The 21,736-nt window shown below is 54.7% G+C and carries 24 protein-coding genes, 1 tRNA gene and 1 other RNA gene; 20 read left to right on the forward strand and 6 right to left on the reverse strand.

The features are described 5' to 3' along the window. Positions 1-154: 154 nt before the first annotated feature. Positions 155-574: a VOC family protein gene (locus tag CODIS_RS08080; RefSeq protein ID WP_069123702.1), complete on the forward strand. Its 420-nt coding sequence runs from the start codon at positions 155-157 to the stop codon at positions 572-574. Further along, positions 571-1,149: a DNA-3-methyladenine glycosylase I gene (locus tag CODIS_RS08085; RefSeq protein ID WP_069123705.1), complete on the forward strand. Its 579-nt coding sequence runs from the start codon at positions 571-573 to the stop codon at positions 1,147-1,149. The genes CODIS_RS08080 and CODIS_RS08085 overlap by 4 nt, the downstream gene beginning before the upstream one ends. An 84-nt stretch (positions 1,150-1,233) precedes the next feature. On the opposite strand, the gene crp is transcribed toward CODIS_RS08085, so the two are convergent. Beyond that, positions 1,234-1,887 carry a cAMP-activated global transcriptional regulator CRP gene (crp, locus tag CODIS_RS08090; RefSeq protein ID WP_069123708.1) on the reverse strand — a complete coding sequence of 218 codons (654 nt, stop codon included), beginning with the start codon at positions 1,885-1,887 and terminating at the stop codon, positions 1,234-1,236. Positions 1,888-2,208: 321 nt separating this feature from the next. Between crp and CODIS_RS08095 the strand changes: the two genes are divergently transcribed. The 4 genes from CODIS_RS08095 (at position 2,209) to CODIS_RS08110 (ending at position 7,003) form a co-directional block, all read left to right on the forward strand. Beyond that, complete coding sequence (locus tag CODIS_RS08095; protein WP_069123710.1) at positions 2,209-2,628, forward strand: OsmC family protein; 420 nt, start codon at positions 2,209-2,211, stop codon at positions 2,626-2,628. Next, the gene (locus CODIS_RS08100; protein ID WP_069123713.1) at positions 2,618-4,219 is read left to right on the forward strand and encodes a DUF885 family protein; all 1,602 of its coding nucleotides are present in this window, start codon (positions 2,618-2,620) and stop codon (positions 4,217-4,219) included. The genes CODIS_RS08095 and CODIS_RS08100 overlap by 11 nt, the downstream gene beginning before the upstream one ends. Further along, positions 4,216-4,626 (forward strand): VOC family protein, encoded by a 411-nt coding sequence (locus CODIS_RS08105; RefSeq protein ID WP_069123717.1) that lies wholly within the window; start codon positions 4,216-4,218, stop codon positions 4,624-4,626. Before CODIS_RS08100 ends, CODIS_RS08105 begins: the two co-directional genes overlap by 4 nt. Positions 4,627-4,696: 70 nt before the next feature. Continuing rightward, entirely contained in the window at positions 4,697-7,003 is a 2,307-nt protein-coding gene (locus tag CODIS_RS08110; RefSeq protein WP_069123720.1) for a hypothetical protein, read from the forward strand. A 124-nt stretch (positions 7,004-7,127) separates the two neighbouring features. On the opposite strand, the gene CODIS_RS08115 is transcribed toward CODIS_RS08110, so the two are convergent. From CODIS_RS08115 to rplM, 4 genes are all read right to left on the reverse strand, one after another. Further along, a non-coding RNA gene (locus CODIS_RS08115) (RtT sRNA) lies at positions 7,128-7,259 on the reverse strand. A 39-nt stretch (positions 7,260-7,298) separates the two neighbouring features. After that, positions 7,299-7,372: transfer RNA gene (locus CODIS_RS08120), tRNA-Gln, on the reverse strand. Positions 7,373-7,398: 26 nt separating this feature from the next. Next, on the reverse strand, positions 7,399-7,788 hold the full coding sequence (gene rpsI / locus CODIS_RS08125; protein WP_069123729.1) for a 30S ribosomal protein S9: 390 nt from the start codon (positions 7,786-7,788) through the stop codon (positions 7,399-7,401). Positions 7,789-7,810: 22 nt separating this feature from the next. After that, positions 7,811-8,239 (reverse strand): 50S ribosomal protein L13, encoded by a 429-nt coding sequence (gene rplM / locus CODIS_RS08130; RefSeq protein ID WP_069123733.1) that lies wholly within the window; start codon positions 8,237-8,239, stop codon positions 7,811-7,813. 405 nt (positions 8,240-8,644) lie between these two features. Here rplM and CODIS_RS08135 point away from each other — a divergent pair, with 405 nt between their 5' ends. The 14 genes from CODIS_RS08135 to ptsP all read left to right on the forward strand — a co-directional run bounded on the left by CODIS_RS08135 (position 8,645) and on the right by ptsP (position 19,853). Beyond that, positions 8,645-9,613: a calcium/sodium antiporter gene (locus CODIS_RS08135; RefSeq protein WP_069123736.1), complete on the forward strand. Its 969-nt coding sequence runs from the start codon at positions 8,645-8,647 to the stop codon at positions 9,611-9,613. A 39-nt stretch (positions 9,614-9,652) separates the two neighbouring features. Continuing rightward, a complete protein-coding gene (locus CODIS_RS08140) occupies positions 9,653-10,651 on the forward strand; it encodes a KpsF/GutQ family sugar-phosphate isomerase (protein WP_069123740.1) in 999 nt (332 codons plus the stop codon). Positions 10,652-10,664: 13 nt separating this feature from the next. After that, the gene (kdsC, locus tag CODIS_RS08145) at positions 10,665-11,186 is read left to right on the forward strand and encodes a 3-deoxy-manno-octulosonate-8-phosphatase KdsC (protein WP_069123743.1); all 522 of its coding nucleotides are present in this window, start codon (positions 10,665-10,667) and stop codon (positions 11,184-11,186) included. Continuing rightward, positions 11,183-11,746, forward strand: coding sequence for an LPS export ABC transporter periplasmic protein LptC (gene lptC, locus CODIS_RS08150; RefSeq protein ID WP_069123745.1), 564 nt, complete (start codon positions 11,183-11,185; stop codon positions 11,744-11,746). Before kdsC ends, lptC begins: the two co-directional genes overlap by 4 nt. Position 11,747: 1 nt before the next feature. Then, the gene (gene lptA / locus CODIS_RS08155; RefSeq protein WP_235615156.1) at positions 11,748-12,242 is read left to right on the forward strand and encodes a lipopolysaccharide transport periplasmic protein LptA; all 495 of its coding nucleotides are present in this window, start codon (positions 11,748-11,750) and stop codon (positions 12,240-12,242) included. Beyond that, positions 12,239-12,964, forward strand: a complete 726-nt coding sequence (gene lptB / locus CODIS_RS08160; RefSeq protein ID WP_069123751.1) for an LPS export ABC transporter ATP-binding protein — start codon at positions 12,239-12,241, stop codon at positions 12,962-12,964. The genes lptA and lptB overlap by 4 nt, the downstream gene beginning before the upstream one ends. Before the next feature lie 195 nt (positions 12,965-13,159). Continuing rightward, on the forward strand, positions 13,160-14,647 hold the full coding sequence (locus CODIS_RS08165; RefSeq protein WP_069123754.1) for an RNA polymerase factor sigma-54: 1,488 nt from the start codon (positions 13,160-13,162) through the stop codon (positions 14,645-14,647). Between the two features lie 171 nt (positions 14,648-14,818). Next, positions 14,819-15,139, forward strand: a complete 321-nt coding sequence (hpf, locus tag CODIS_RS08170) for a ribosome hibernation-promoting factor, HPF/YfiA family (protein WP_069123757.1) — start codon at positions 14,819-14,821, stop codon at positions 15,137-15,139. A gap of 29 nt (positions 15,140-15,168) precedes the next feature. Further along, the gene (gene ptsN, locus CODIS_RS08175; RefSeq protein ID WP_069123760.1) at positions 15,169-15,636 is read left to right on the forward strand and encodes a PTS IIA-like nitrogen regulatory protein PtsN; all 468 of its coding nucleotides are present in this window, start codon (positions 15,169-15,171) and stop codon (positions 15,634-15,636) included. Next, positions 15,636-16,574, forward strand: coding sequence for an HPr(Ser) kinase/phosphatase (hprK, locus tag CODIS_RS08180; protein ID WP_069123763.1), 939 nt, complete (start codon positions 15,636-15,638; stop codon positions 16,572-16,574). The genes ptsN and hprK overlap by 1 nt, the downstream gene beginning before the upstream one ends. A gap of 9 nt (positions 16,575-16,583) precedes the next feature. Then, positions 16,584-17,450 (forward strand): RNase adapter RapZ, encoded by an 867-nt coding sequence (gene rapZ / locus CODIS_RS08185; RefSeq protein ID WP_083220630.1) that lies wholly within the window; start codon positions 16,584-16,586, stop codon positions 17,448-17,450. Beyond that, positions 17,447-17,845 carry a PTS sugar transporter subunit IIA gene (locus CODIS_RS08190; RefSeq protein ID WP_069123766.1) on the forward strand — a complete coding sequence of 133 codons (399 nt, stop codon included), beginning with the start codon at positions 17,447-17,449 and terminating at the stop codon, positions 17,843-17,845. The genes rapZ and CODIS_RS08190 overlap by 4 nt, the downstream gene beginning before the upstream one ends. Before the next feature lie 8 nt (positions 17,846-17,853). After that, positions 17,854-18,123 (forward strand): HPr family phosphocarrier protein, encoded by a 270-nt coding sequence (locus CODIS_RS08195; protein WP_069124123.1) that lies wholly within the window; start codon positions 17,854-17,856, stop codon positions 18,121-18,123. After that, the gene (ptsP, locus tag CODIS_RS08200) at positions 18,120-19,853 is read left to right on the forward strand and encodes a phosphoenolpyruvate--protein phosphotransferase (RefSeq protein WP_069123770.1); all 1,734 of its coding nucleotides are present in this window, start codon (positions 18,120-18,122) and stop codon (positions 19,851-19,853) included. The genes CODIS_RS08195 and ptsP overlap by 4 nt, the downstream gene beginning before the upstream one ends. 78 nt (positions 19,854-19,931) lie before the next feature. Here the strand turns inward: ptsP and CODIS_RS08205 are convergent, their stop codons facing one another. Then, positions 19,932-21,674 (reverse strand): cytochrome C, encoded by a 1,743-nt coding sequence (locus CODIS_RS08205; protein ID WP_235615157.1) that lies wholly within the window; start codon positions 21,672-21,674, stop codon positions 19,932-19,934. Between the last annotated feature and the right edge of the window lie 62 nt (positions 21,675-21,736).

The raw sequence follows: 21,736 nt of genomic DNA on the forward strand, positions 1-21,736 counted from the left end.
GGGGCTGTTTTTGCGCCCAGCGGCGTTATCATTCGCTCATGTAGCATAACTACACCTCGCTCATTCTGCCTTGCTGGACACAAAAACAGCCCCAGCAGGGTGTATTGGATTAGTGTTAACAGGCCCTAGCTTACCACCCGGGAGTAGTGTGACTATGGAACCAAGAATCAATCTCATCACTCTGGGGGTAAAGGACCTGAAACGATCCATCGGGTTTTATGAGGCTCTCGGTTTAACGCGTTTCGATTTCGACAGCCAAGCGGTTGCCTTTTTTCAGCTGCAGGGTAGTTGGTTGGCGCTCTATCCGAAACAGGCCCTGGCGGATGATGCCAGTGTTTCCGGCGAGGGTTCCGGTTTTCCCGGTTTCACCCTGGCCCACAACGTAACCAGCCGGGAGGCGGTGGATAGGGTGATGTCAGAGGCATTGAGCGTCGGTGCACGGTTGATGAAACCGGCCCAGGAGACCTTTTGGGGCGGATACTCCGGTTACTTTGCCGATCCGGACGGTTTCCTGTGGGAAGTGGCCCATGTGCCCCAATTCTGGATTGGACCTGATGCCGGAGAAGAGGAATGAGCGGCGATAAACGGTGTCCATGGTGTCTGGGGGATGAAGAATATATGCAATACCACGATGTGGAGTGGGGTGTTCCCTCCCATGATCCGCGCCACCTTTTCGAAATGCTTGTTTTGGAGGGTGCCCAGGCCGGCCTCTCCTGGTTGACCATACTGCGTAAACGTGAGGGGTATCGTCGCGCTTTCCATGATTTTGATGTGGCGCGGATTGCTCGCTATGACGACGCAGATGTGGCGAGGTTACTCGCGGATCCGGGTATCGTGCGTAACCGGCTCAAAGTAGCTTCGACGATCGATAATGCCAGAGCCGTGTTGGAACTGGAGTCGGGGGAGGGATTGGCCAGGCTGCTCTGGTCGTTCGTGGATGGTGAGCCGATTCAGAACCGTTGGCGCAGCCTGCAGGAGGTGCCGGCTTCCACACCACTTTCCGATGCGATGAGTAAGGAGCTCAAACGACGCGGATTTCGCTTTGTCGGCAGCACGATCTGTTATGCCTTTATGCAGGCAGTGGGGATGGTGAACGATCATCTGCTCTGTTGTCCGCGACATCGGACTGTCGCCGGAAATGCTGAATGAGATGCGCGGGTCGGGATTGTTAAGCGGCATCCGCCGCCCCGGTAGCAGGTACCTGTGCTGCCGGGGGATTTGCGGGGCCCGTGTTCAGCGGGTGCCGAAGACGACGATGGTCTTGCCCTTTACGCTGATCAGCCCCTGCTCTTCCAGGTTCTTCAGTACCCTGCCTGCCATCTCACGGGAACAACCGACGATACGGCCGATCTCCTGACGGGTAATGCGGATCTGCATACCGTCGGGATGAGTCATGGCGTCCGGCTCCTTGCACAGATCGAGCAGCGTTCTGGCGATACGACCGGTCACATCGAAAAAGGCCAAATGCCCGACCTTGTTGCTGGTCTGATTGAGACGCTGTGACAGCTGCGCCCCCATGGCATAGAGGATGTCTTTGGTATAATCCTTGAGATCGTGGTTGAAGAGCTGTTCCAGTCGCTGATAGCTGATCTCCGCTATCTGACAGGATGTACGCGTGCGAACCATCACACTGCGCTTGGGTTCGGGGATGAAAAGACCCATCTCGCCGACAAATTGTCCTTTGTTGAGGTAGGTGAGAATAATCTCCCGACCGTCTTCATCTTCGATGTAGACAGCTACCGAGCCTTCCGTGATGTAATAGAGGATATCCGCCGGATCACCGATATGAATAATCTCGGTATTCTTGGGGTATCGTCGGCGATGACAAAAGGAGAGGAATCGCTGTAGATACTCTGGTTCCTGCGGTGGTGGTTTTATGATCGTCATGATCTTGGGACTCTTAGCTGTTGTGGGGAGAGATCAGCCTGCAGAATGATCCAGCTATCTGCCTGTCGGCAGCTTCAGGTGATCTTCATCGCAGTAAAATCTGAGCCCTCTTCCGTAGTTTTATTGTCGTCGTCTCTAAAAAGAGTTTAGGATCTAGTTTAGCAACCCTTTTCAACTTGTCGAATGTACAACCTTCAGTATATTCAATAGACGCATAGTTTAACAAAAACAATAGTTCATTAATTTAACGCAATTCATACTAATCATCTATCCCCGGTGTCGCATCTTTGCTGGCTTCAGGGTAGATAACTGGAGCAGCTGATGAAAGCACGGGTCGTGTGGGTGGAGGATTCTGTCATGATGGGGGAGTCCGGGAGTGGTCATGGGATTGTGATGGACGGTCCGCCAGAGCATGGTGGCCGCAATCTGGGCGTCAGGCCGATGGAAATGCTGCTGCTTGGCATGGGGGGGTGTACCGAATTCGATGTGTTGTCGATTTTACGCAAATCCCGCCAACAGGTGACCCGTTGTGTGGTGGAGCTCGAAGCAGAGCGGGCACAGCAGGATCCCAAGGTATTCACCCGAATCCATGCCCATTTCATCGTCACCGGCAAGGGGCTTAGCGAAAAGCATGTGGCACGCGCCATCTCGCTAAGTGCTGAGAAATACTGTTCTGCATCCCTGATGCTTGGAAAGAGCGCCGAGATCACCCACGACTATGAGATCCGCGATGAGCAATAATGAGGCCGCCGCCTTTGATAGTCTGATCGCAGACTACTACAGGGTCTGGTTCCGTTTTCATCCGGTGGCGGCTGTCTATGCATCGGTGCCGGGCTACGAGGGGCTGCTGGCAGCCGATGGGGATGACGATATGGGTGCGCTGGCAAACTTGATCAGTAATCTTCTGGTGAGCCTCAAGGAACTGGACTATGACGCCCTGGATGCGGATCGTCAGCTTGATCTACAGCTGATCTACGGTACTGCAATGGTTGAGCACCGTTTACTGCTCGAGCATGACTGGCGCCATCGGGATCCCGCCCGCTATCTCCCATTGCATCTGCTCCAGGAGCTGGTAGTGCGCCAGCCGGAGAAGTTGTGCGAGGCCCTGATGGGAGTATTGGAGAAGACCCCCAACTACCTGCGGGATGCCAGAGGGCGGCTGGGAGAACTTCCTGGACTGGTCTCCACCCTGTGGTTGGCCGATGCCCTGGAGACGGCGGAGAAGGGCGTGCCCTGGCTGAAACGGCTTGGCAGGGATCTTCCACAGACCCATGAATGCTGTGCCGACAAGGGACGTTTGCAGTCCCTCAGCAGCCAGGCAGCGGAAGCCGTGGATGATTTCAAGCTGGCAATGATCAAAGATCTGACCCCGTCAGCCTCGGGAACCGCCGATTGCGGAAAGGAACTGCTCGCCTGGCTGTTGCGTCACCGCGATCAGATCGATATCAGGGTAGAAGATGCCCTGGCCTATGCCCGCAGGCGATTGCACCAGACCTACGAAGAGCTGGAAAGGCAGGGGATTTCGCTACAGGCTGTAAAACAGGTCAAAGGCGAGCAGCTCAACGGTGACAACAGATTGCAGGCCTACCGGGAGGAGGCGGCTGGTCTAAGGTCATTCCTGCAGCGGCTCGAAATCCTGCCCGACTCCCCACAACCTCTGGCATTCCGTATTACCGACAGCTGCTTCAGGCAACCTGATTGCGGCAGCTATCTGCGCACGCAACAGGGAGGGGTCTTTCTGATACCCCATGATCAACAGGTCGGGGGTGGCGAGAGCCGTTCCGCCATTCGAATGCGCAATCTCTACAGCGGTTGGGCGGGGCGTCACTATCTGGCTTGGGCCGGTGGGGTCTCGGCACACAGTCTGGTGCGTCAGATCAATCCCTCCGCCGCTTTCAAAAGGGGTTGGGCCCACTACATGAGCCGAATCCTGGAGGGGCATGGTTACTTTACCGAAAATGATCGTCTGTCGCTCTATCAGAGACGTCTGGCCCTGGCCGAACAGGCGACGATAGATCTGGAGTTTCATGCCGGTGAGATCAACAGCCGTCAGGCCCTGGAAAGGCTGAAACGGCTTTCTGACATACCCTGCTGGGCGGAAGTCAGCCTGACGGCAATCTCAAGGCGTCCGACGGACGCCTTCATGGCCCTGTTGGGGGCCGAATTGATTGAGCATCTCTGCCAGCGGCAGCTCGAGCAAAGGCCGGGGTCCACTCTCCGTTCGTTACACGAAGAGTTACTGGCCCATGGTGCAGTGGCCCTGCCGTTGGTGGTGCAACGCGCCTGCGACCGGGAGACCTGGGAACAGGCCCTGAACGAGGTACTCTCATGAAACAGCCGTCGCAACATCTCGGCATGCGCCATGTCGCCCTGAATATCAGGGACATGGACGCCAGCGAGCACTTCTACGTCGAGCTGCTGGGAATGGAGGTCGAATGGCGGCCGGATCAGGACAATCTCTATCTTACATCGGGATCGGACAACCTCGCCCTGCACAAGGCAGCGGCGGAGTATCTGGACGAGGCTGCACAACGCCTCGACCACATCGGTTTCTTCCTCTCCGATCCCGATCAGGTGGATGCCTGGTACGACTATCTTCTGGCGGCCGGGGTGAGGATGCGCAATGCGCCGCGCACACACCGTGACGGAGCTCGCAGTTTTTACTGTTTCGATCCCGACGGCACCACTATTCAGATCATTTACCACCCACCTATCGTAGAAAACGTATCAAGTTACTGAGATAGTTGACGATGCTATATATGGTCTTATCGTCAAGACCGTACAGTTAAAACGGATACAGGAACCTGGTATGAATCGATATCTGATATGGGCGGCCAAAGCAGTAATTTTGATGCAACTGTTGTTGCTTACCGCCTGCGGCGGTGGTGGCGGTAGCAGTAGTGATGATGGAGACACGATTGGCACCACCTATACAATCAGCGGCACCATTACGGGGCTGACGGGCAGCGGACTGGTATTGCGGAATAACGGCGGTGATGATCTGTCGCCAAACAGTGACGGCAGTTTCAGTTTTACCGTTGAGCTGAGCGACGGCAGCACATACGCGGTAACCATCGCTACCCAGCCCGCCGAGCAAAGCTGTGCGGTGGCTAATGGCAGCGGTACAATTGCCGCTGCTGACGTCACCAATATCACCATCACCTGTACCGACAATACCGGATTCTTCAGCATTGGCGGCAGCGTCAGTGGTCTGGCGGGTGATGGCCTGGTGTTGCAAAACAACGGCGGTGACGATCTTACGATCACGGCCAGCGGTGAATTCAGTTTTGCCACCCAGCTGGAGGATGGCAATGCCTATTCGGTGACGATCGCCACCCAACCCACTGGCCAGACGTGTACAGTGGTGAATGGGACTGGAACGCTTAACGGGGCCACTGTAACCGACGTCCAGATCAGCTGCCCGCCCGACGCGGATCTCACCGCGAGTGTCAGCGTGGCGGGGCCCAAGCTGTTGCGATTCAGCTGGAACGACGTGGGGGTTGATCACTACCGGTTGTTGTACAATCCGGATGGGATCTCCGGCTTCAGCCAGGTGGGTGACAACATCACGGCGACCACTGTGGACGCGGTGATCTCTGTCCATCTGACCGACTGGGTGAATGCCAGCTACATGGTTCAGGCCTGCAGCGCCAGTGAGGATTGCGCCGATTCAACACCTGTCACAGCCTTCTCGCTGATACTTGATGTGATCGGCTATCTCAAGCCCTCATTCATTGGTTCAGAGGATCAGTTCGGCAGCAGTGTCGCAATTTCCGGTGATGGCTCAACGCTGGCGATAGGCGCGCCCGAAGAGGACTCCACAGCGACAGGGATAGATGGTGACCCGGTCGTCGATACCGAGATGGCAACGAGTTCCGGCGCGGTCTATCTGTTTAGTCGAGATGGCGACAGTTGGAGTCAACAGACATACATCAAGGCGTCCAACGCCGAAGCCGGTGACAAATTCGGTTCTGCCGTGTCGCTCTCTGATGATGGGCAAACACTGGCCGTCGGTGCGCTGTTCGAGGACTCGGCCGCTTCGGGCATAGACGGCAACCAGGCAGATAACTCCTTTAACTCCTTGTCGAGATCCGGAGCGGTGTATGTCTTCAGCCTTTCCGGCTCGGCGTGGGCCCAGCAGGCCTATATCAAGGCATCCGCACCTGTGTCAGGCGCCAATTTCGGTAAACAGGTATCGCTCTCCAGCAGTGGGACGAGGTTGGCGGTCAGCGGAGGAGGTGTCTTCGTGTTCAACCAGGGTGGCAGTGGTTGGGCTCAGCAGGCGATCCTCGAGGTAGCCAGTGGCGAGGGTCCGGACGAGTTCGGCGCCGCCCTGGAACTCTCCGGTAACGGCTCGACGCTTGCAATCGGCGCTCCGGGAGAAGATTCATCCGCAACCGGCATTAATGGCGATCAATCGAACAACGACGCGCGGGGAGCCGGTGCGGCCTATGTATTCGCTTATGACGGCGCTAGCTGGACGCAGCAGGCCTATCTCAAGGCATCGGCAACCGACAGCGGTGATGAATTCGGCAACGACGTGTCAATCTCCGCGGACGGCAATACCCTGGCCGTGGGTGTCTGGAAAGAGGATTCATTGGCCTTCGGAGTCAATGGCAGCTTCTCCAACAATGGCAGGGAGAATTCCGGTGCAGCCTATCTGTTCGAGCGTCAGGCCAATGTATGGACGCAAACCGCATACTTCAAGGCATCGAATGCCGATCCAAACGACGGTTTTGGCAATAAAGTGGCCCTTTCCGGGGACGGGGACAGCCTGGCTGTGAGCGCGGCTTTTGAGGACTCTGTCGGTCAGGGCGTCAACCGCAACCAGGCAGACGACAGCGCGACCTCTCCGCCAGGTGCGGTCTATATGTTTACACGCGGCGACACTGGCTGGTTCCAGCACTCCTATGTCAAGGCCTCGAATACGGATGCGGGATGGCCACAGCCGGGTTGCTCATTCTGTCCCGAATTAAACGATGAGTTCGGCGATAGCCTGAGCATCTCCAGTGATGGGACAACCCTGGTTGTAGGCGCCCCATTCGAGAATTCGGGGGACAGCGCCGATCAGGAAGATGATACCAGTCCCTACGCCGGGGCGGTTTATCTCTACTAAGAGCTATGTTGCAAAATTAGGGCGCCGGCGGTTCAGGTCAATGGTGATTACCTGCTGAGCGCCCTTGCTGACCCGCCCTGCAAGGGAGGGAATATAATAATGGGAATCCTGGCGGGTTCTATATTGGCTGGGGATGGAGGATTATTCGGCCCGTCGGGCCTCACCCCTTCGGGGCCAGCTATTCGCTGTTCGCCTTCGCTTTGCTCAGTCGTCGAACCTCGGTTGAGCTTCTCATCCTCCATCTAGAGGATTCTGTTACAGGCACCAAAAAACCCGCACATGGCGGGTTCTGTATTGGCTGGGGATGGAGGATTCGAACCTCCACATACGGAGTCAGAGTCCGGTGTCCTGCCGTTAGACGAATCCCCAGTTGCAGGCTCGTGAGAGCCCTAGGCTTAGCGTTTGGAGTATTGAGGACGCTTGCGGGCCTTGTGCAGGCCGACCTTCTTACGCTCCACGGCGCGGGCGTCGCGGGTCAGGAAGCCTGCTCTGCGCAGGGTGCCGTGCAGGGATTCGTCGTAGGCGTCCAGGGCGCGCGAGATGCCATGGCGAATGGCGCCTGCCTGGCCGGTGGTGCCGCCGCCGTTGACCGTCACTTTGATATCGACCTTGTCACGGGTTTCGGTGGCATCCAGAGGTTGGCGAACCACCATGCGGGCTGTCTCCCGGCCGAAGTACTCGTCGAGGGGACGGTTATTGACCACGATGTTGCCGCTGCCTGCGGTCAGGAAGACGCGGGCGGTTGAACTCTTACGGCGTCCTGTGGTGATGTGCTTGTCTGCCATGCTCGTTACTCTATTTAAATGATCAGATGTCCAGCGGCTGGGGCTGCTGGGCCTGATGGGTGTGCTCGGGACCGGCGAAGACACGCAGTTTTTTCAACATGGCGCGGCCCAGCGGGTTTTTCGGCATCATGCCCTTGACCGCGTGTTCTATGGCGCGTTCCGGGGCCTTCTGCAGCAGCTTCTCCAGATTGATTGATTTCAGATTGCCGATGAAACCGGTGTGATGATGGTACATCTTGTCGCTCAATTTGTTACCGGTTACACGAATCTTTTCGGCGTTGACAACGACGATATAGTCGCCGGTATCGACGTGAGGTGTATATTCCGGTTTATGTTTACCGCGCAGGTGACGGGCAATTTCCGTGGACAGACGACCGAGGGTCTTGTCTGTTGCATCCACGAGATACCAATTGCGGCGTACCTCTGCCGGCTTCGCGCTTACAGTAGTCATCCGATGTCGCTCCGATGGAGAACTAAAAATGCCTTGAAAAAGACGGCGGATATTACATGATCCAGGAATTGGAGACAAGACCTAATCCAAGATATTTAGGCCTGAGTCGAAGGCGTGTCGGTTCTCGACGATGACCGGGCGTAAGGCAAAAAAAAGCGCGACAGGGGGATGTCGCGCTGAATCTATATTTACCACCAAAGGAGGAATACTGACGCTCAATGCATCAGTATGTGTGAATTATCTAATATACTAAGATTCTTGTCAAGCCAATCGCCGTGTCTTTCTGTTATTATCTTTGCCCTCAGCTCCCCAGTAGCCGATCAATAGCCAGCTAATGACAGCGAAGAGATACATTCATTCAGCCCCTGGCTTTTGTATCATATTGAATATTAAATAAATATTTTTATGTTTCTTTTCAGTGTTGCGATACTTGTCGGCTTGGTTGTACTCGTTTGGAGTGCCGACCGGTTTATCAGTGGGGCGGCTGCCCTGGCAGATAATCTGGGTGTCTCACCTATGCTGATAGGACTCACTGTTGTCGGTTTTGGCACTTCAGCGCCCGAAGTGCTGGTTTCTACCATGGCGTCCTTCAACGGCAACCCGGGCCTCGCTATCGGCAATGCCATCGGCTCCAATATCGCCAACATCGGGCTGATACTCGGTTTCACTGCCCTGGTAATCCCCCTTTCCGTCCACTCCAGTGTCTTGAGACGTGAGTATCCGTTACTGCTGGCGGTCTCGGCGATGGCTTTTCTTTTGATGTGGGATGGTGAACTGAACCAGCTCGATGGGGTAATCCTGGTCGTGACCCTGGTGGCAGTGCTGGGGTGGATGATCTATACCGCCAAGACCGGGGCTGCGGACCCCATCGCCGGAGAGTTTGATGCGGAGATTCCGCACGATATACCTACCCAAAAGGCGATTGTCCTGCTTTTGGGAGGGTTGATATTTCTGCTATTGAGTTCCCGACTGCTTGTATGGGGCGCCTCAAATGTGGCATCTGCACTGGGCGTCAGCGATGTCATCATCGGTTTGACCATCGTTGCCATCGGCACCAGCCTGCCTGAGTTGGCTGCCAGTATCACCAGTGCTCTGAAAGGGGAGGATGACCTCGCCATCGGCAATGTCATCGGTTCCAATCTCTATAATCTGCTGGCGGTACTGAGTATCCCGGGCTTGGTGGCGCCGGGAACCTATTCGCCTGAGGTCATGGAGCGTGATCTTCCGGTGATGATGGTGCTTACCATGTTTCTCTTTTTTATGGGGCACGGTCTGGGTAAACAGGGGCGTATCAACCGTCTGGAGGGATTACTCCTGCTGCTCTGCTTCATTGGCTATCAGTCTCTGCTCTTTGTATCACTGGTGAATGCCTGATCTATGGATGTTTCAAACCTTATGTGAGTGAGTTGTCTAATGACCAAACCCACGAATCCAACTAAAGACGAGATGGTCCGGATGATCGATCTGGGCAGGGCTGTGATCGAAACTGAGGCTGATGCAGTCCAATCGCTGATCCCCAGGTTGGGTGATGAATTCGCCCAGGCGTGCAGTTATCTTCTCCATTGCCAGGGTAGGATTGTCGTTATCGGGATGGGCAAGTCGGGTCATATCGGCAATAAGATCGCTGCGACCCTGGCCAGTACCGGCAGCCCGGCTTTTTTTGTTCATCCGGGTGAGGCCAGCCACGGTGATCTCGGTATGATAACTCCTCAGGATGTGGTCCTGGCGCTGTCCAACTCAGGGGAGACCGGCGAGTTACTGGTCATCCTGCCCCTGCTTAAGCGACTGGGTGCGCCCTTGATCGCGATGACCGGAAAACCTGAGTCGACGCTGGCAAGAGAATCCGAGGTGCATATCGATGTCAGTGTTCAGAAGGAGGCCTGTCCCCTGGGCTTGGCCCCGACATCAAGCACGACTGCGGCATTGGTGATGGGTGACGCGATGGCGGTTGCATTGCTGCAGGCACGGGGTTTTACCGCCAAGGATTTCGCCCTCTCCCATCCGGGAGGCACTCTGGGAAGGCGGTTGCTTTTGCGGGTCAGTGATATAATGCATGCGGACAGGTCTCTGCCGTCGGTTGGTCTCGATGCCACATTGCATGAGGCGTTGGAAGTGATGTCGGCCAAAGGCCTGGGTATGACCGCGATCGTGGATCCGGAGGGTGGAGTGGCCGGAGTCTATACCGATGGTGATCTGCGGCGTACCTTGAACAAGCCTATCGATATTCACCATGTCAAGGTGAGTGAGGTCATGACCAGGAACTGCCTGACAGTCTCACCCGAGACGCTGGCCGCAGAAGCCTTGCAGATGATGGACGAGAAAAAGATTAACGGCCTGCTGGTTATCGATGAAGAACAGCAACTGATCGGTGCATTCAATATGCATGATCTGCTGAGAGCCGGTGTGATGTAGAGGGGGAGAGAAAGTGCAGGATATACATGCCAAGGCCAGCGGTGTGAAACTGGTCATTTTTGATGTCGATGGTGTGCTGACCGATGGTGGTCTGTTTCTTGGTGACGACGGTCAGGAGTATAAGTCGTTCAACTCCAGGGATGGTCACGGTATGAAGATGTTGCAGAAATCGGGTGTGGTAATCGGCATTATCACCGGACGAAGCTCTGAGGTCGTGCGTATCCGTATGGAGAGTCTGGGTATCGAGCATGTCTATCAGGGTAAGCTGGACAAACTGCCGGCCTATGAGGAGTTGCGCAATAAACTGGGCCTTTCGGATGACCAGGTAGCCTATGTCGGTGATGATGTCGTCGATCTGCCCATCATGCGGCGTGTCGGATTGGCCATCGCCGTGAATGACGCCCATCCCTTTGTTCTCCAGCATGCCCACTGGCAGACACGCCACAACGGTGGGCGTGGCGCCGCCAGGGATGTTTGCGAGATGGTGCTCGAGGCCCAGGGTAATCTAAAGACTGAGTTGGATAGCTATCTTTGAAGCGTCAATTAATTGGCCTCTTTTTTATAGGTGCTGCGCTGCTGAGCCTGGGCTGGTGGATGAATAGGTTGATGCAGCCGGAAGAGACCCGAACGCCGGGCGTTAGGCACGATCCCGATTCTTATGCCGAGGGGTTGGTTGTGCAAACCTACGATGAACAGGGTGCACTCAAACAGCGACTGCAGTCTCGGGGGATGAGGCATTTTGAAAAAACCGGGATTACCGAACTGCAACAACCGATTCTCTGGCATTACAACCAACAAAGCCCCCCTTTGCAGATGCGGGCGCAGGATGGTCTGATCAGACGCAGTGAAGAGAGTCTCCATCTTGCCGGGGGTGTGGTTATCGATCGTCCTAGCGGCGCCAACACGGCACCGCTGCATATTGTCACGCAGGATTTGACTCTGCACTTTGAAGATTCATTTGCTACAACCGATGGTCCGGTGCGCATCAAAAGCGATGACCAATGGATGACTGCAACAGGTATGGAGGCCTGGCTGAAGGCGCCGCTACGGCTCAAACTGCTGCATGAGGTGCGAGGCTATTATGAATTCCAATAGAATGAAATACGTTGTGACCTGCCTGGTGTTGCTGCTGATCGTTTGGGCGCACGGGCATGCGTTGGAAAGTGATAAGGATCAACCCATGCATCTGGAAGCGGACAGCCTTTCCGTAGATGAGGCATCCGGTGTGGTGCTATATGAAGGAAGTGTCGAGATCACCCAGGGCAGTCTGAGGATTTGGGCAGATCGGCTGTGGATCCATCGTCGCCAGGGCAAAACGGAGAGGGTCATTGGTGAAGGGAGTCCCGTTCGCTTTCGTCAGTTGACGGAGAAAGGGGATGGGGAGGTTCATGGTGAAGCCCGGCGAGTGGAGATCAACGCGGAGCGTGATGAATTGCTGTTGATCGATGATGCATCGCTTGAGCAGGGTGGCAACCGTTTTCGCAACGACCGGATTATCTACAATCGCGCCAAGGCAATGGTCAAGGCGGGTACAAGCGCGCAAGGTAAGCAACGCGTGCAGGTTGTCATCGAGCCAAAGAAGCAGCCATGAGTCAGCTACAGGCGAAGGCGCTTAAAAAGCAGTATGGTAAGCGCAATGTCGTGGACGGCGTCTCACTCAGCGTGAACAGCGGTGAAGTGGTCGGGTTACTGGGGCCCAATGGGGCCGGTAAGACCACCAGTTTCTATATGATCGTCGGTCTGATCCCGGTGGATCATGGCGAGATACTTCTCAATGGGGAGGTTCTGACCGATCGGGCCATGCATATGCGAGCGCGCAGCGGAATTGGCTATCTGGCGCAGGAGCCATCGGTATTTCGGCGGCTTACGGTGGAGCAGAATATTCTTGCGATCCTGGAGACAGTGGTGGATCTGGATGCCGGCAAGCGCCGTGAAATGTGTGGCCGGCTGTTGCGGGAACTCGGTATCGATCACTTGCGGGAGAGTCTGGCAATGAGCCTCTCCGGGGGTGAGCGCAGGCGTCTGGAGATTGCCAGGGCCCTCTCCGTCCAGCCGCGCTTTATTCTTTTGGATGAGCCTTTCGCCGGTGTCGATCCTATCGCTGTCATCGATATCAAAAAGATCATTCAACATCTCAAGGCCCTGCAGATAGGCGTTCTGATTACGGATCATAATGTTAGAGAGACACTGGATATCTGTGATCGGGCCTATATCATCAATAGCGGTCAAGTGCTGGCTGAGGGCTCCACGAATGAGATTCTTCAGAATGATGAGGTGCGAAGTGTCTATCTTGGAGAAGATTTTTCTATGTAGAGGTGGTTTAGTGGGGGTAATGCATCCCCTTGATTTCACATGGATTCCAGGATTGATCCCGGAAGCTTGCAGTGACAGGTTTTAGCTTTCCGGCGGGATTCCGGGGAGAAAATTTTTTTCCTCGGTGGGTTTTTTTAGCTAGAATGAAGTTAAAGACATACAAATAACATACCAGGTCCAAAGATATCATCTGCGATGAAGCAGGCGCTACAGCTCCGACTCGGACAACATCTCACCATGACACCACAGTTGCAGCAGGCAATACGCCTGTTGCAACTGTCTGCTCTCGATCTCAGTCAGGAGGTTCAGGAGGTAATCGAGACCAATCCCATGCTCGAAGTGGAGGAGGAGTTCGGTCAACAAAACAGCACTCAGGAGAATGAGGACGCTGACAACGGGGCGGCGGAAAATTCAGCGGCAGAGGGTTCGGACAGTAACGACATCAACAATGAACGTGAAATCCAGACTGATGCATCCCAGGTAACTGAAGAACTACCGGTCGACAGTGAATGGAGCGATGTCTATGACAGCTATCAGCCGACGACAGGCGGCGGTGGCGAGAGCAATGACCACGACTATTTGATACAGAACAGTAGCGCCACGACGCTACAAGACCATCTGCTGTGGCAGATGAATCTGACTCCCTTCACTCCCCAGGATATCTATGTCGCCACAGCCATCATCGACAGTATCAACGAGGATGGTTATTTCACCGGCGATCTGGAGGAGGTGCTGCAGTCGCTGAACGATGAAGAGGCGACCCTTGACGATGTCAAGGCGGTATTGCACCGAATACAGGCATTCGATCCACCCGGTGTCGGCGCCCAGGGGCCTCAGGACTGCCTGCTTATCCAGTTGAATCAACTGTCCGAATCGACCCCCTATCTACAGTCGGCAATCAGGCTTTGCAAGGACCATTTCAGCCTCCTGACCGCGCAGGACCAGAACCAGATCATGCGTAGGTTGAAGATCGATCAGGACGAGCTGGCGGCGGTGATGCAACTGATTCGTACGCTCAATCCCCATCCGGGTACGCTCATTGCGAGCAGTGAGCCTGAGTATGTCATACCTGATGTGTTCGTGAGTAAGCGCAACGGTCGATGGGTGGTTGAGCTGAATGGCGAGGTGACCCCGAAACTGCGGGTAAACACCGGCTATGCCAATCTGATCAGACGCGCGGACCAGAGTGAAGACAATACTTTTCTGAAGAACCATCTGCAGGAGGCCCGTTGGTTCATTAAGAGCCTGATGAGCAGAAACGAAACTATTTTACGCGTGGCGAGTAAAATCGTAGAGTATCAACGGGGGTTCTTTGAGCATGGAGAGGAGGCGATGAAACCTCTGGTATTGAGAGATATCGCCGAAGCGCTGGAGATGCATGAATCGACAATATCCCGCGTGACGACACAGAAATATATGCATACACCCAGGGGTACGCTGGAGTTCAAGTATTTCTTTTCCAGCCATGTCAGCACCAGTGCGGGAGGCGAGTGCTCGTCTACAGCAATTCGTGCGCTGATAAAAAAAATGATTGCCGCTGAGATTCCCAATAAGCCTCTCAGTGACAATAAGATTGCCGCCCTCTTGTCCGATCAGGGTATCGAAGTTGCCCGCCGGACAGTGGCAAAGTACCGTGAGTCGATGGGTATTCCACCGTCGAACGAACGTAAACGTCTGATATAGGAGTTGAATGCGCGACTGATCACCGGCTGTTGACAGTAATCCCTTTGCGGATGCAACCAGGCACGAGGCTTATGAGGATTGCCTAACAGCATATACTGTAAATGTGGCTTGTCGCCATTTAATCATGTCAGGCAGGGTGATGGGTAACCTCATCTAAGATAGGAGAAAATTATGCAAATTAGCGTGACCGGTCATCATGTGGATGTAACCAATGCCTTGAAAAGCTATGTCGATAGTAAATTTGAGCGTCTGGAGCGCCATTTCGATAATGTGATAAATGTCCACGTTATCCTGAGTGTGGAAAAAATGAGGCAGAAGGCAGAAGCCACAATGAAAGTGAACGGTGCGAGTGTTTATGCGGATTCTGTACAGGAAGACATGTATGCAGCTATAGATCTGCTTACGGACAGGTTGGATAGACAGGTGCTGAAGCACAAGGAGAAAATGAAAAGTCATCGCGCCGGAAGCGGCGTAAAATATGCATCTGAGTAATACGGGCTGATTGAACTGGCGAGGTTTCCATGTTTCCAAACGGTTATCTTGTGGAAGAACGGATCGGTTGCAATGTGGAGGCGGCCAGCAAGAAGCGCGTATTGGAACAGCTCGGTCAGCGACTGGCCGAGGCTGTTCCAGATCTCAATCAAGATATGGTTTTTGATGCGCTCCTAGAGCGTGAAAGGCTGGGCAGTACCGGTTTGGGCAAGGGTATAGCACTTCCCCATGCCCGCATGCCGCATATCACAGAGGCTCTGGCGGCGTTTGTCCAACTGCCGGAGGGAATCGATTTCGATGCCATCGACAATCAACCGGTTGATCTTGCCTTCGCCATGTTAGTGCCGGAAGAGGCGACCGATGAGCATCTGCAATTGTTAGCCAAACTGGCGCAGATGTTTGACAATCACGATTTCTGCAGTGAGTTGAGGCAAGCGACAACTGCGCAAGATCTTTATCAACTGATCCAGCAACGGGAAGCTATAATCTCCTCTTAATGAAGCCAATCTATACCATTCGGGATCTCTATGAAGAGCTGGCCGGCGAGCTTTCGCTGAGCTGGAATGGTGAAGGGGGCGACACTGAGATCGTTCTGGATATTGAATCTCAACATGGAAAGCCACCGGCGGGCCCCCTCAATCTGGTTCGGCCCAATCAGATCCAGGTTATCGGGCCGCCGGAAAGGGAACATCTGTTGAATGATAAAAAGAATGTCTACCATGATTATCTACAGGTACTGTTCAAGGCCTCCCCCGCATCGCTTATATTCACCGATGGACTGAAACCGCTTCAGGAATGTGAGGAACAGGCACTGGAAAGGAGTATTGCGCTTTTCTATACCCCTCAACCCGACAGTCAGGTGATAAACCGTCTGTTGGAACGCTTCAGTCAACCGGTGAGTGAAAAACTGCTGGTGCACGGGGTCTACATGGAGGTCCTCGGTAGGGGAGTATTGCTCAGCGGTGATCCGGCGATCGGTAAAAGCGAGCTCGCATTGGCGTTGATTTCACGGGGCCATTGTCTGGTCGCCGATGATGCAACGGAGATCTACAAATCCGCTAGTAAGACACTTATCGGCCGCTGTCCGAAAGTGTTGCAGGACTTCCTGGAGGTGCGCGGTTTAGGGATGATCAATATCCGCGCTATGTTTGGAAACAGTGCGATAAAACCCAACAAAGAGTTGCATTTGATCATTGACCTGCTGCACTTCGATGACAAGAAACTACACGAAATGGACCGCCTCGAAGGTTGCCATTCGAAACGCTCCATGCTGGGGGTCGATATACCGCAGACGAGTCTGCCGGTAGCCGCCGGTCGAAATCTGGCTATTCTGGTTGAAACTGCTGTACGGCAGCATATGTTGATGCTTGATGGTTATAACGCCACACAGGACTTCATCGATCGTCAACAGATCTATATCGATCAGGATCAATAAGAGACAATCATGTCCGAGGGTATCAAACTGCAAATCGTCAGCGGCATGTCGGGTTCAGGCAAGACCATAGCCCTGCATACCCTGGAGGACATGGGCTATTACTGCATCGATAATCTGCCGATTTCGCTGTTGAACTCGATGGCTGATCATCTTATCGGCAATCCGGAGGCCATTTTCAACAAGACCGCGGTGAGCATCGATGCCCGCAGTCAGTCGGGTCAGCTATCCACACTGCCGGAGATGGTGGAGAATATCAGGCAGCGCGGGCTCGACTGTAAAATGCTGTTTCTTGATACCAAAGCCGATACATTGATCAAGCGTTTCAGCGAGACCCGTCGTAAACATCCTTTGACGAATGAACAGCGCTCACTGCCAGAGGCAATTCGTTTTGAACGGGAGTTACTGTCGCCGGTGATCGAAGCGGCAGACCTGCGACTCGATACCACCTATACCAATCTTCACGAACTGCGTGACCTGGTGCGACACCGTATCGGAGGGGATGAGGGCAGGGTATCGATTCTGTTCGAATCCTTCGGCTTCAAACACGGTCTGCCCAGGGATGTCGATTTTGTGTTCGATGCCCGTTGTCTGCCGAATCCCTATTGGCAGGAAGAGCTCCGTGTCTACAATGGTATGGAGGCGCCGGTAGCGGACTATCTGTCGGCTCATCAAGAGGTGACCGGCATGCTTTCCGACATGATCGATTTCCTGGCCCGCTGGATACCGGCATTCGAGGCGGATGGTCGCAGCTATCTCACTATTGCCGTGGGATGTACTGGGGGTCAGCATAGGTCCGTGTTTTTGGTGGAAAGGCTGGCAAAACACTTTTCTGAGGCGGGTTTGGATGTCATGAGCCGACATCGGGAACTGTCATGACCATCGGCCTGCTGCTCATCACTCACAGCAGAATCGGGGAAGCAATGCTGGAGACCGCAGGGAAGATGCTTGAAGGTGCGCCACTGGCTGTTGAGATCCTGCCTGTCGGCATCGACAGCAATCCTGAGAAACTTGTTCAGCAGGCCAGCGGGTTGATCGAGCGGTTGGACCAGGGCCGGGGGGTGTTGGTGTTTACCGATATGTATGGTTCCACACCCAGCAACATCGCCTACAGTTTGGCGGAAAAGGGACGGGTAAATGTGATTTCGGGTATCAATCTACCGATGCTGATACGAACCCTCAATTATCAAACCATGGATCTCGACGGGCTGACCGAGAAGGCGGTGAGTGGCGGTAAAGAGGGAATAATCTGCTGTGAAACCCTTAAAAGATAGTGAAGCGTATGTTGGACAAAGAGATAGAAATCATTAATAAACTGGGGTTGCATGCCCGCGCGGCGGCAAAACTGGTGAGCTGCGCCAACAGCTTCTCGAGCGACGTTTTTCTGAATCGTAACGGTCAGCGCGTGAACGGTAAAAGCATTATGGGCGTTATGATGCTGGCAGCCAATCAGGGCTCCACATTGCATCTTGAGATTGAAGGTAGTGACGAGCAGGAGGCAATGCAGGCATTGATCTCTCTGATCAACGAACGATTCGGAGAAGATCAGTGACGCTATCCTGTCAGGGTATAGGTATCAACACCTCTCGTGAAGTCGCGATAGGTGATGTCTATCTGCTGCAACAGGGCATTCCGGAGGTTACTCATCGTGAAATCAGCGAGGATTTGATTCAGAGCGAAATTGAACGCTTCGAAAACGCCCTGCATATCACCAGCAACCACCTGCGTCTGGTGCGCGAACAAATACCGACCAATACGGCATTGGATATCAGTGAGTTTATCGATACCCATCTGTTGATGTTGGAAGACTATGCCATCAGTCAGGCGACGATCAATCTCATCAGGGAGAATCTGTTTAGTGCCGAGTGGGCGTTACAGGTACGCAGGGATGAGTTGGTCAGGGTGTTCGACGAGATGGATGATCCCTACCTGCGAACCCGCAAGGATGATGTGGATCATGTGGTGGGTCAGGTACAGTTTGTGCTCGCGGGGGGTAAGCCTCAACAACAGAGTGGCCTGAATGGGCGGATCGTGGTGGCCAAGGACCTGACTCCCGCCGAGACCATCATGATGAAGAACCAGGGTGTCGTTGCCTTTGTTACCGAATTTGGCGGCCCTCTCTCTCATACCGCGATTCTAGCGCGCAGTCTGGGTATTCCCGCGGTTGTGGGTATTCACCAGGCGACCTCTCTGTTCAGGCATGGGGAACAGCTGGTGGTCGATGGGGCGCAGGGTGTGGTGCTTGCGGCCCCCACACCACGAATCCTCGACTATTATCACCAGCGCATCGAGGAGAGGCGTCTCAGAGAAGAGGAGCTGCGGCGCCGAGTCGATCTGCCGGCACTCACGATAGATGGTGAGCAGATCTTTTTGCACGCGAATATTGAACTGCCGGAAGATATTGAGACCACGCTCAATAACAGGGCAGATGGTGTGGGTCTGTTCCGCACCGAGTTTCTCTTTATGAACCGGCCAACACCGCCGATGGAAGAGGAGCAATTGGAGGCGTATAGCGAAGCCGTCAAGGGATTGGGCGGTATCCCCCTCACCATCCGTACCCTTGATTTGGGCATGGATAAGACCACCGGGAGTATCACTGACTCAGGTTGTATGCCGGCCATCAATCCGGCCTTGGGTCTGCGTGCGATTCGACTGTGCCTGAAGGAGCCAGAGTTGTTCATGCCGCAACTCAGGGCGATCCTGCGTGCCTCCGCCGAGGGGCCGGTGAGATTGATGCTGCCGATGCTGTCGGGGATCCAGGAGCTGAAACAGGCTTTGCGGATGATCGAGAGGACCAAGGAGGAGTTGCGCAATGCGGATTTGCCCTTCGATGCCGATATCCCGATAGGCGGGATGATTGAAGTGCCGGCCGCGGCGTTGGCGGCTGACAGCTTTGCCCGCCACCTCGATTTTCTCTCGATCGGAACTAATGACCTGATTCAATATACTATGGCGGTCGACCGCATGGATGAGGAGGTGAATTTCCTCTTCGACCCGCTCCACCCTTCTGTGCTCCTTCTGATACAGCTAACCATCGATGCTGCCAACAGGGCGGGTATTCCGGTCAGCATGTGCGGCGAGATGGCGGGTGAACCTCGCTATGCAAGACTATTGATCGGTATGGGACTGCGCGAGTTGAGTATGCAGCCCAGCGCGCTGCTCGAAGCCAGGGAGTTGGTGAGGCAGTCATCACTCTCAACATTGCAGGAGCGCACCGCAGAATTTTTCAGGCAGCTCGAAGCCAGCGGTGACAGCGGGCATTTCGATAGCCTGTTCGATTGAGTCAACTCCGCCTTCCGGCTTGTCTGTCAGCACTTTGACCCGCGTCTTCTATGAGTGCTGAGTGATCCCGCAGGAGGTTTAATCGGGTCTTTCATGACATAAAGTACAGCTCACCGGTGTGCCCTTGGCAACGAAGCGGGTCCTCTCCCCGTCATCATCACTGAGAAAGGTCCGGTCGGCCGCGGTCATCGAGAGGACAGTCCCCTCCAGGTTCTGTCCATGACAGCTTCTGCAGGCATTGGGGTTGTCTTCGTAGAACTCCTCGTGTTCAAGGTTCCAGCCACGACTGTTGACGTTGTGCATGCCATGGGGGCCATCAAGGGTAAGGGGCAGGCTGGTGTGGCAGCTGCTGCATTCGCTCAACGTCCCGGCATGACCCTGAAGCTGAATGGCAGCCAGGTTATCGTTGGCGGAAGCGAGTGGATTTGGCCAGATCGCATGGGTCGAGCCGTGACAACCTTCGCAGGCAACGCCGCCATGTCCGAGGCTGTTTCGATAGAGCGTAGCGCTATTTTCCGCAAATCTCTTGTTACCGGCCAGGCGGGGTGTGGCGGTATCGATATCATCTTCCCAGGCTTGGGTCAGGCGCAGGGAATCACCCAGGTGGCTGTTCGCATCGCCGGTGTGGCAGGATTCGCAGCGGGGTTCATCCAGCCAGGGTCGCCGTTCATCGCCACCCACCGCAAGCATGCTGCCATGGCAGTCCTGGCAACTGATGCCTGCGGCACCCATTGCACCCCTGAGACATTGGGTCACCTTACCCGGATGGCACTGATAGCAGGTCTCCTCCAGGCTGCCATCCACCGGGAACAGTGCCTGTTCGGTATCCGGATCTATTAAGCGGCCGTGGTGACCATGCATGACCTGGGACATGGTATCCAGTCTCAATTGCTGGCCAGTGGGGCCTGCGCCGGTGAGATCGAGTGCCGCCGAGTAGTGGCAGCCGGCACATAAAACGGGAGTGGCATTGATAAGGTCAGTGCCGTGCTCGGCGTCGTGCAGCGCCAGGATATTCAATTTCGCTGCTTCTAAAACACTGTTTGGATCATTGATATCGTCGGGTAGGACGAAATCGATGCTGCTGTCGAGAGGGGCGGCGATCTCTCCCGCGGCATGGCAGTTCTGGCAGTCCGCTTCGGAGGCTACAGGCAACACTACATCCAGGCTGGCAAGGGTATCCGGGTTATCCGGCCTGGTGGCGGTGACCCGCATCAGCGGATAGGCATTCAGCTGCCCGGAATCGTCGATGGGAAGTATGGGCACGCCATCGGCGGCAAACCATTTTTTTTCCGGGTCATAGTGATTGAAGGCCTGCGCATCGTTAGTGTTATAGGGATTCAGAATACCCGGCATCGACTGGCCAAAGAGCAGGCCTTCATCCGGTGCCGGATTGAGCCCGAACAAGTCGCTGACAAAGCTATTGCCGGTGGCGGGATTGATGTCCCAGAAGTTTGTCTTGTCGACGCTGCCCGCCAGGTTCTGGCTGGTAGTGTTGATGGAGCCGTTGCCGTCCGCAATGGCCAGGTATTGGACATTGACGCTTGAGGCATCGAGGATGCGGGGTGTCGCGCCACGTTCGATTACCTGGGTATGTATGACATTGAAAGGCGGAAGGATGACGAAGGTCGAGTAGTCCAGATCGGCGCAGTGCATGCCCAGATCGTTGAATGCCAATACGCGATGGCTGCCCGTTGCCTGTGATACTCCCGCTCCGTTGTGGTGGTCATCATCGTCATCGCCACCACCACCACCACCGCCGCCACAGGCGGTCAATGACAGCAATATGATCAGTGAGGTCAGCCATTCCCGGTGCCATTTCATTGTGTACACTCCCTGAACCATAATCGTTGAGATGGTATATTTGGGAATTATATCCTAAAAAT

The sequence above is a fragment of the Candidatus Thiodiazotropha endolucinida genome (genome assembly GCF_001715975.1).
In the GTDB taxonomy this organism is placed as follows: Bacteria; Pseudomonadota; Gammaproteobacteria; order Chromatiales; family Chromatiaceae; genus Thiodiazotropha; species Thiodiazotropha endolucinida.

Coding starts and splice junctions, on each gene's coding strand:
- CODIS_RS08080 (WP_069123702.1), top strand. CDS start 155: ATGGAACCAAGAATCAATCTCATCACTCTGGGGGTAAAGGACCTGAAA.
- CODIS_RS08085 (WP_069123705.1), top strand. CDS start 571: ATGAGCGGCGATAAACGGTGTCCATGGTGTCTGGGGGATGAAGAATAT.
- crp (WP_069123708.1), bottom strand. CDS start 1,887: ATGACGATCATAAAACCACCACCGCAGGAACCAGAGTATCTACAGCGA.
- CODIS_RS08095 (WP_069123710.1), top strand. CDS start 2,209: ATGAAAGCACGGGTCGTGTGGGTGGAGGATTCTGTCATGATGGGGGAG.
- CODIS_RS08100 (WP_069123713.1), top strand. CDS start 2,618: ATGAGCAATAATGAGGCCGCCGCCTTTGATAGTCTGATCGCAGACTAC.
- CODIS_RS08105 (WP_069123717.1), top strand. CDS start 4,216: ATGAAACAGCCGTCGCAACATCTCGGCATGCGCCATGTCGCCCTGAAT.
- CODIS_RS08110 (WP_069123720.1), top strand. CDS start 4,697: ATGAATCGATATCTGATATGGGCGGCCAAAGCAGTAATTTTGATGCAA.
- rpsI (WP_069123729.1), bottom strand. CDS start 7,788: ATGGCAGACAAGCACATCACCACAGGACGCCGTAAGAGTTCAACCGCC.
- rplM (WP_069123733.1), bottom strand. CDS start 8,239: ATGACTACTGTAAGCGCGAAGCCGGCAGAGGTACGCCGCAATTGGTAT.
- CODIS_RS08135 (WP_069123736.1), top strand. CDS start 8,645: ATGTTTCTTTTCAGTGTTGCGATACTTGTCGGCTTGGTTGTACTCGTT.
- CODIS_RS08140 (WP_069123740.1), top strand. CDS start 9,653: ATGACCAAACCCACGAATCCAACTAAAGACGAGATGGTCCGGATGATC.
- lptA (WP_235615156.1), top strand. CDS start 11,748: ATGAAATACGTTGTGACCTGCCTGGTGTTGCTGCTGATCGTTTGGGCG.
- lptB (WP_069123751.1), top strand. CDS start 12,239: ATGAGTCAGCTACAGGCGAAGGCGCTTAAAAAGCAGTATGGTAAGCGC.
- CODIS_RS08165 (WP_069123754.1), top strand. CDS start 13,160: ATGAAGCAGGCGCTACAGCTCCGACTCGGACAACATCTCACCATGACA.
- hpf (WP_069123757.1), top strand. CDS start 14,819: ATGCAAATTAGCGTGACCGGTCATCATGTGGATGTAACCAATGCCTTG.
- ptsN (WP_069123760.1), top strand. CDS start 15,169: ATGTTTCCAAACGGTTATCTTGTGGAAGAACGGATCGGTTGCAATGTG.
- hprK (WP_069123763.1), top strand. CDS start 15,636: ATGAAGCCAATCTATACCATTCGGGATCTCTATGAAGAGCTGGCCGGC.
- rapZ (WP_083220630.1), top strand. CDS start 16,584: ATGTCCGAGGGTATCAAACTGCAAATCGTCAGCGGCATGTCGGGTTCA.
- CODIS_RS08190 (WP_069123766.1), top strand. CDS start 17,447: ATGACCATCGGCCTGCTGCTCATCACTCACAGCAGAATCGGGGAAGCA.
- CODIS_RS08195 (WP_069124123.1), top strand. CDS start 17,854: ATGTTGGACAAAGAGATAGAAATCATTAATAAACTGGGGTTGCATGCC.
- CODIS_RS08205 (WP_235615157.1), bottom strand. CDS start 21,674: ATGAAATGGCACCGGGAATGGCTGACCTCACTGATCATATTGCTGTCA.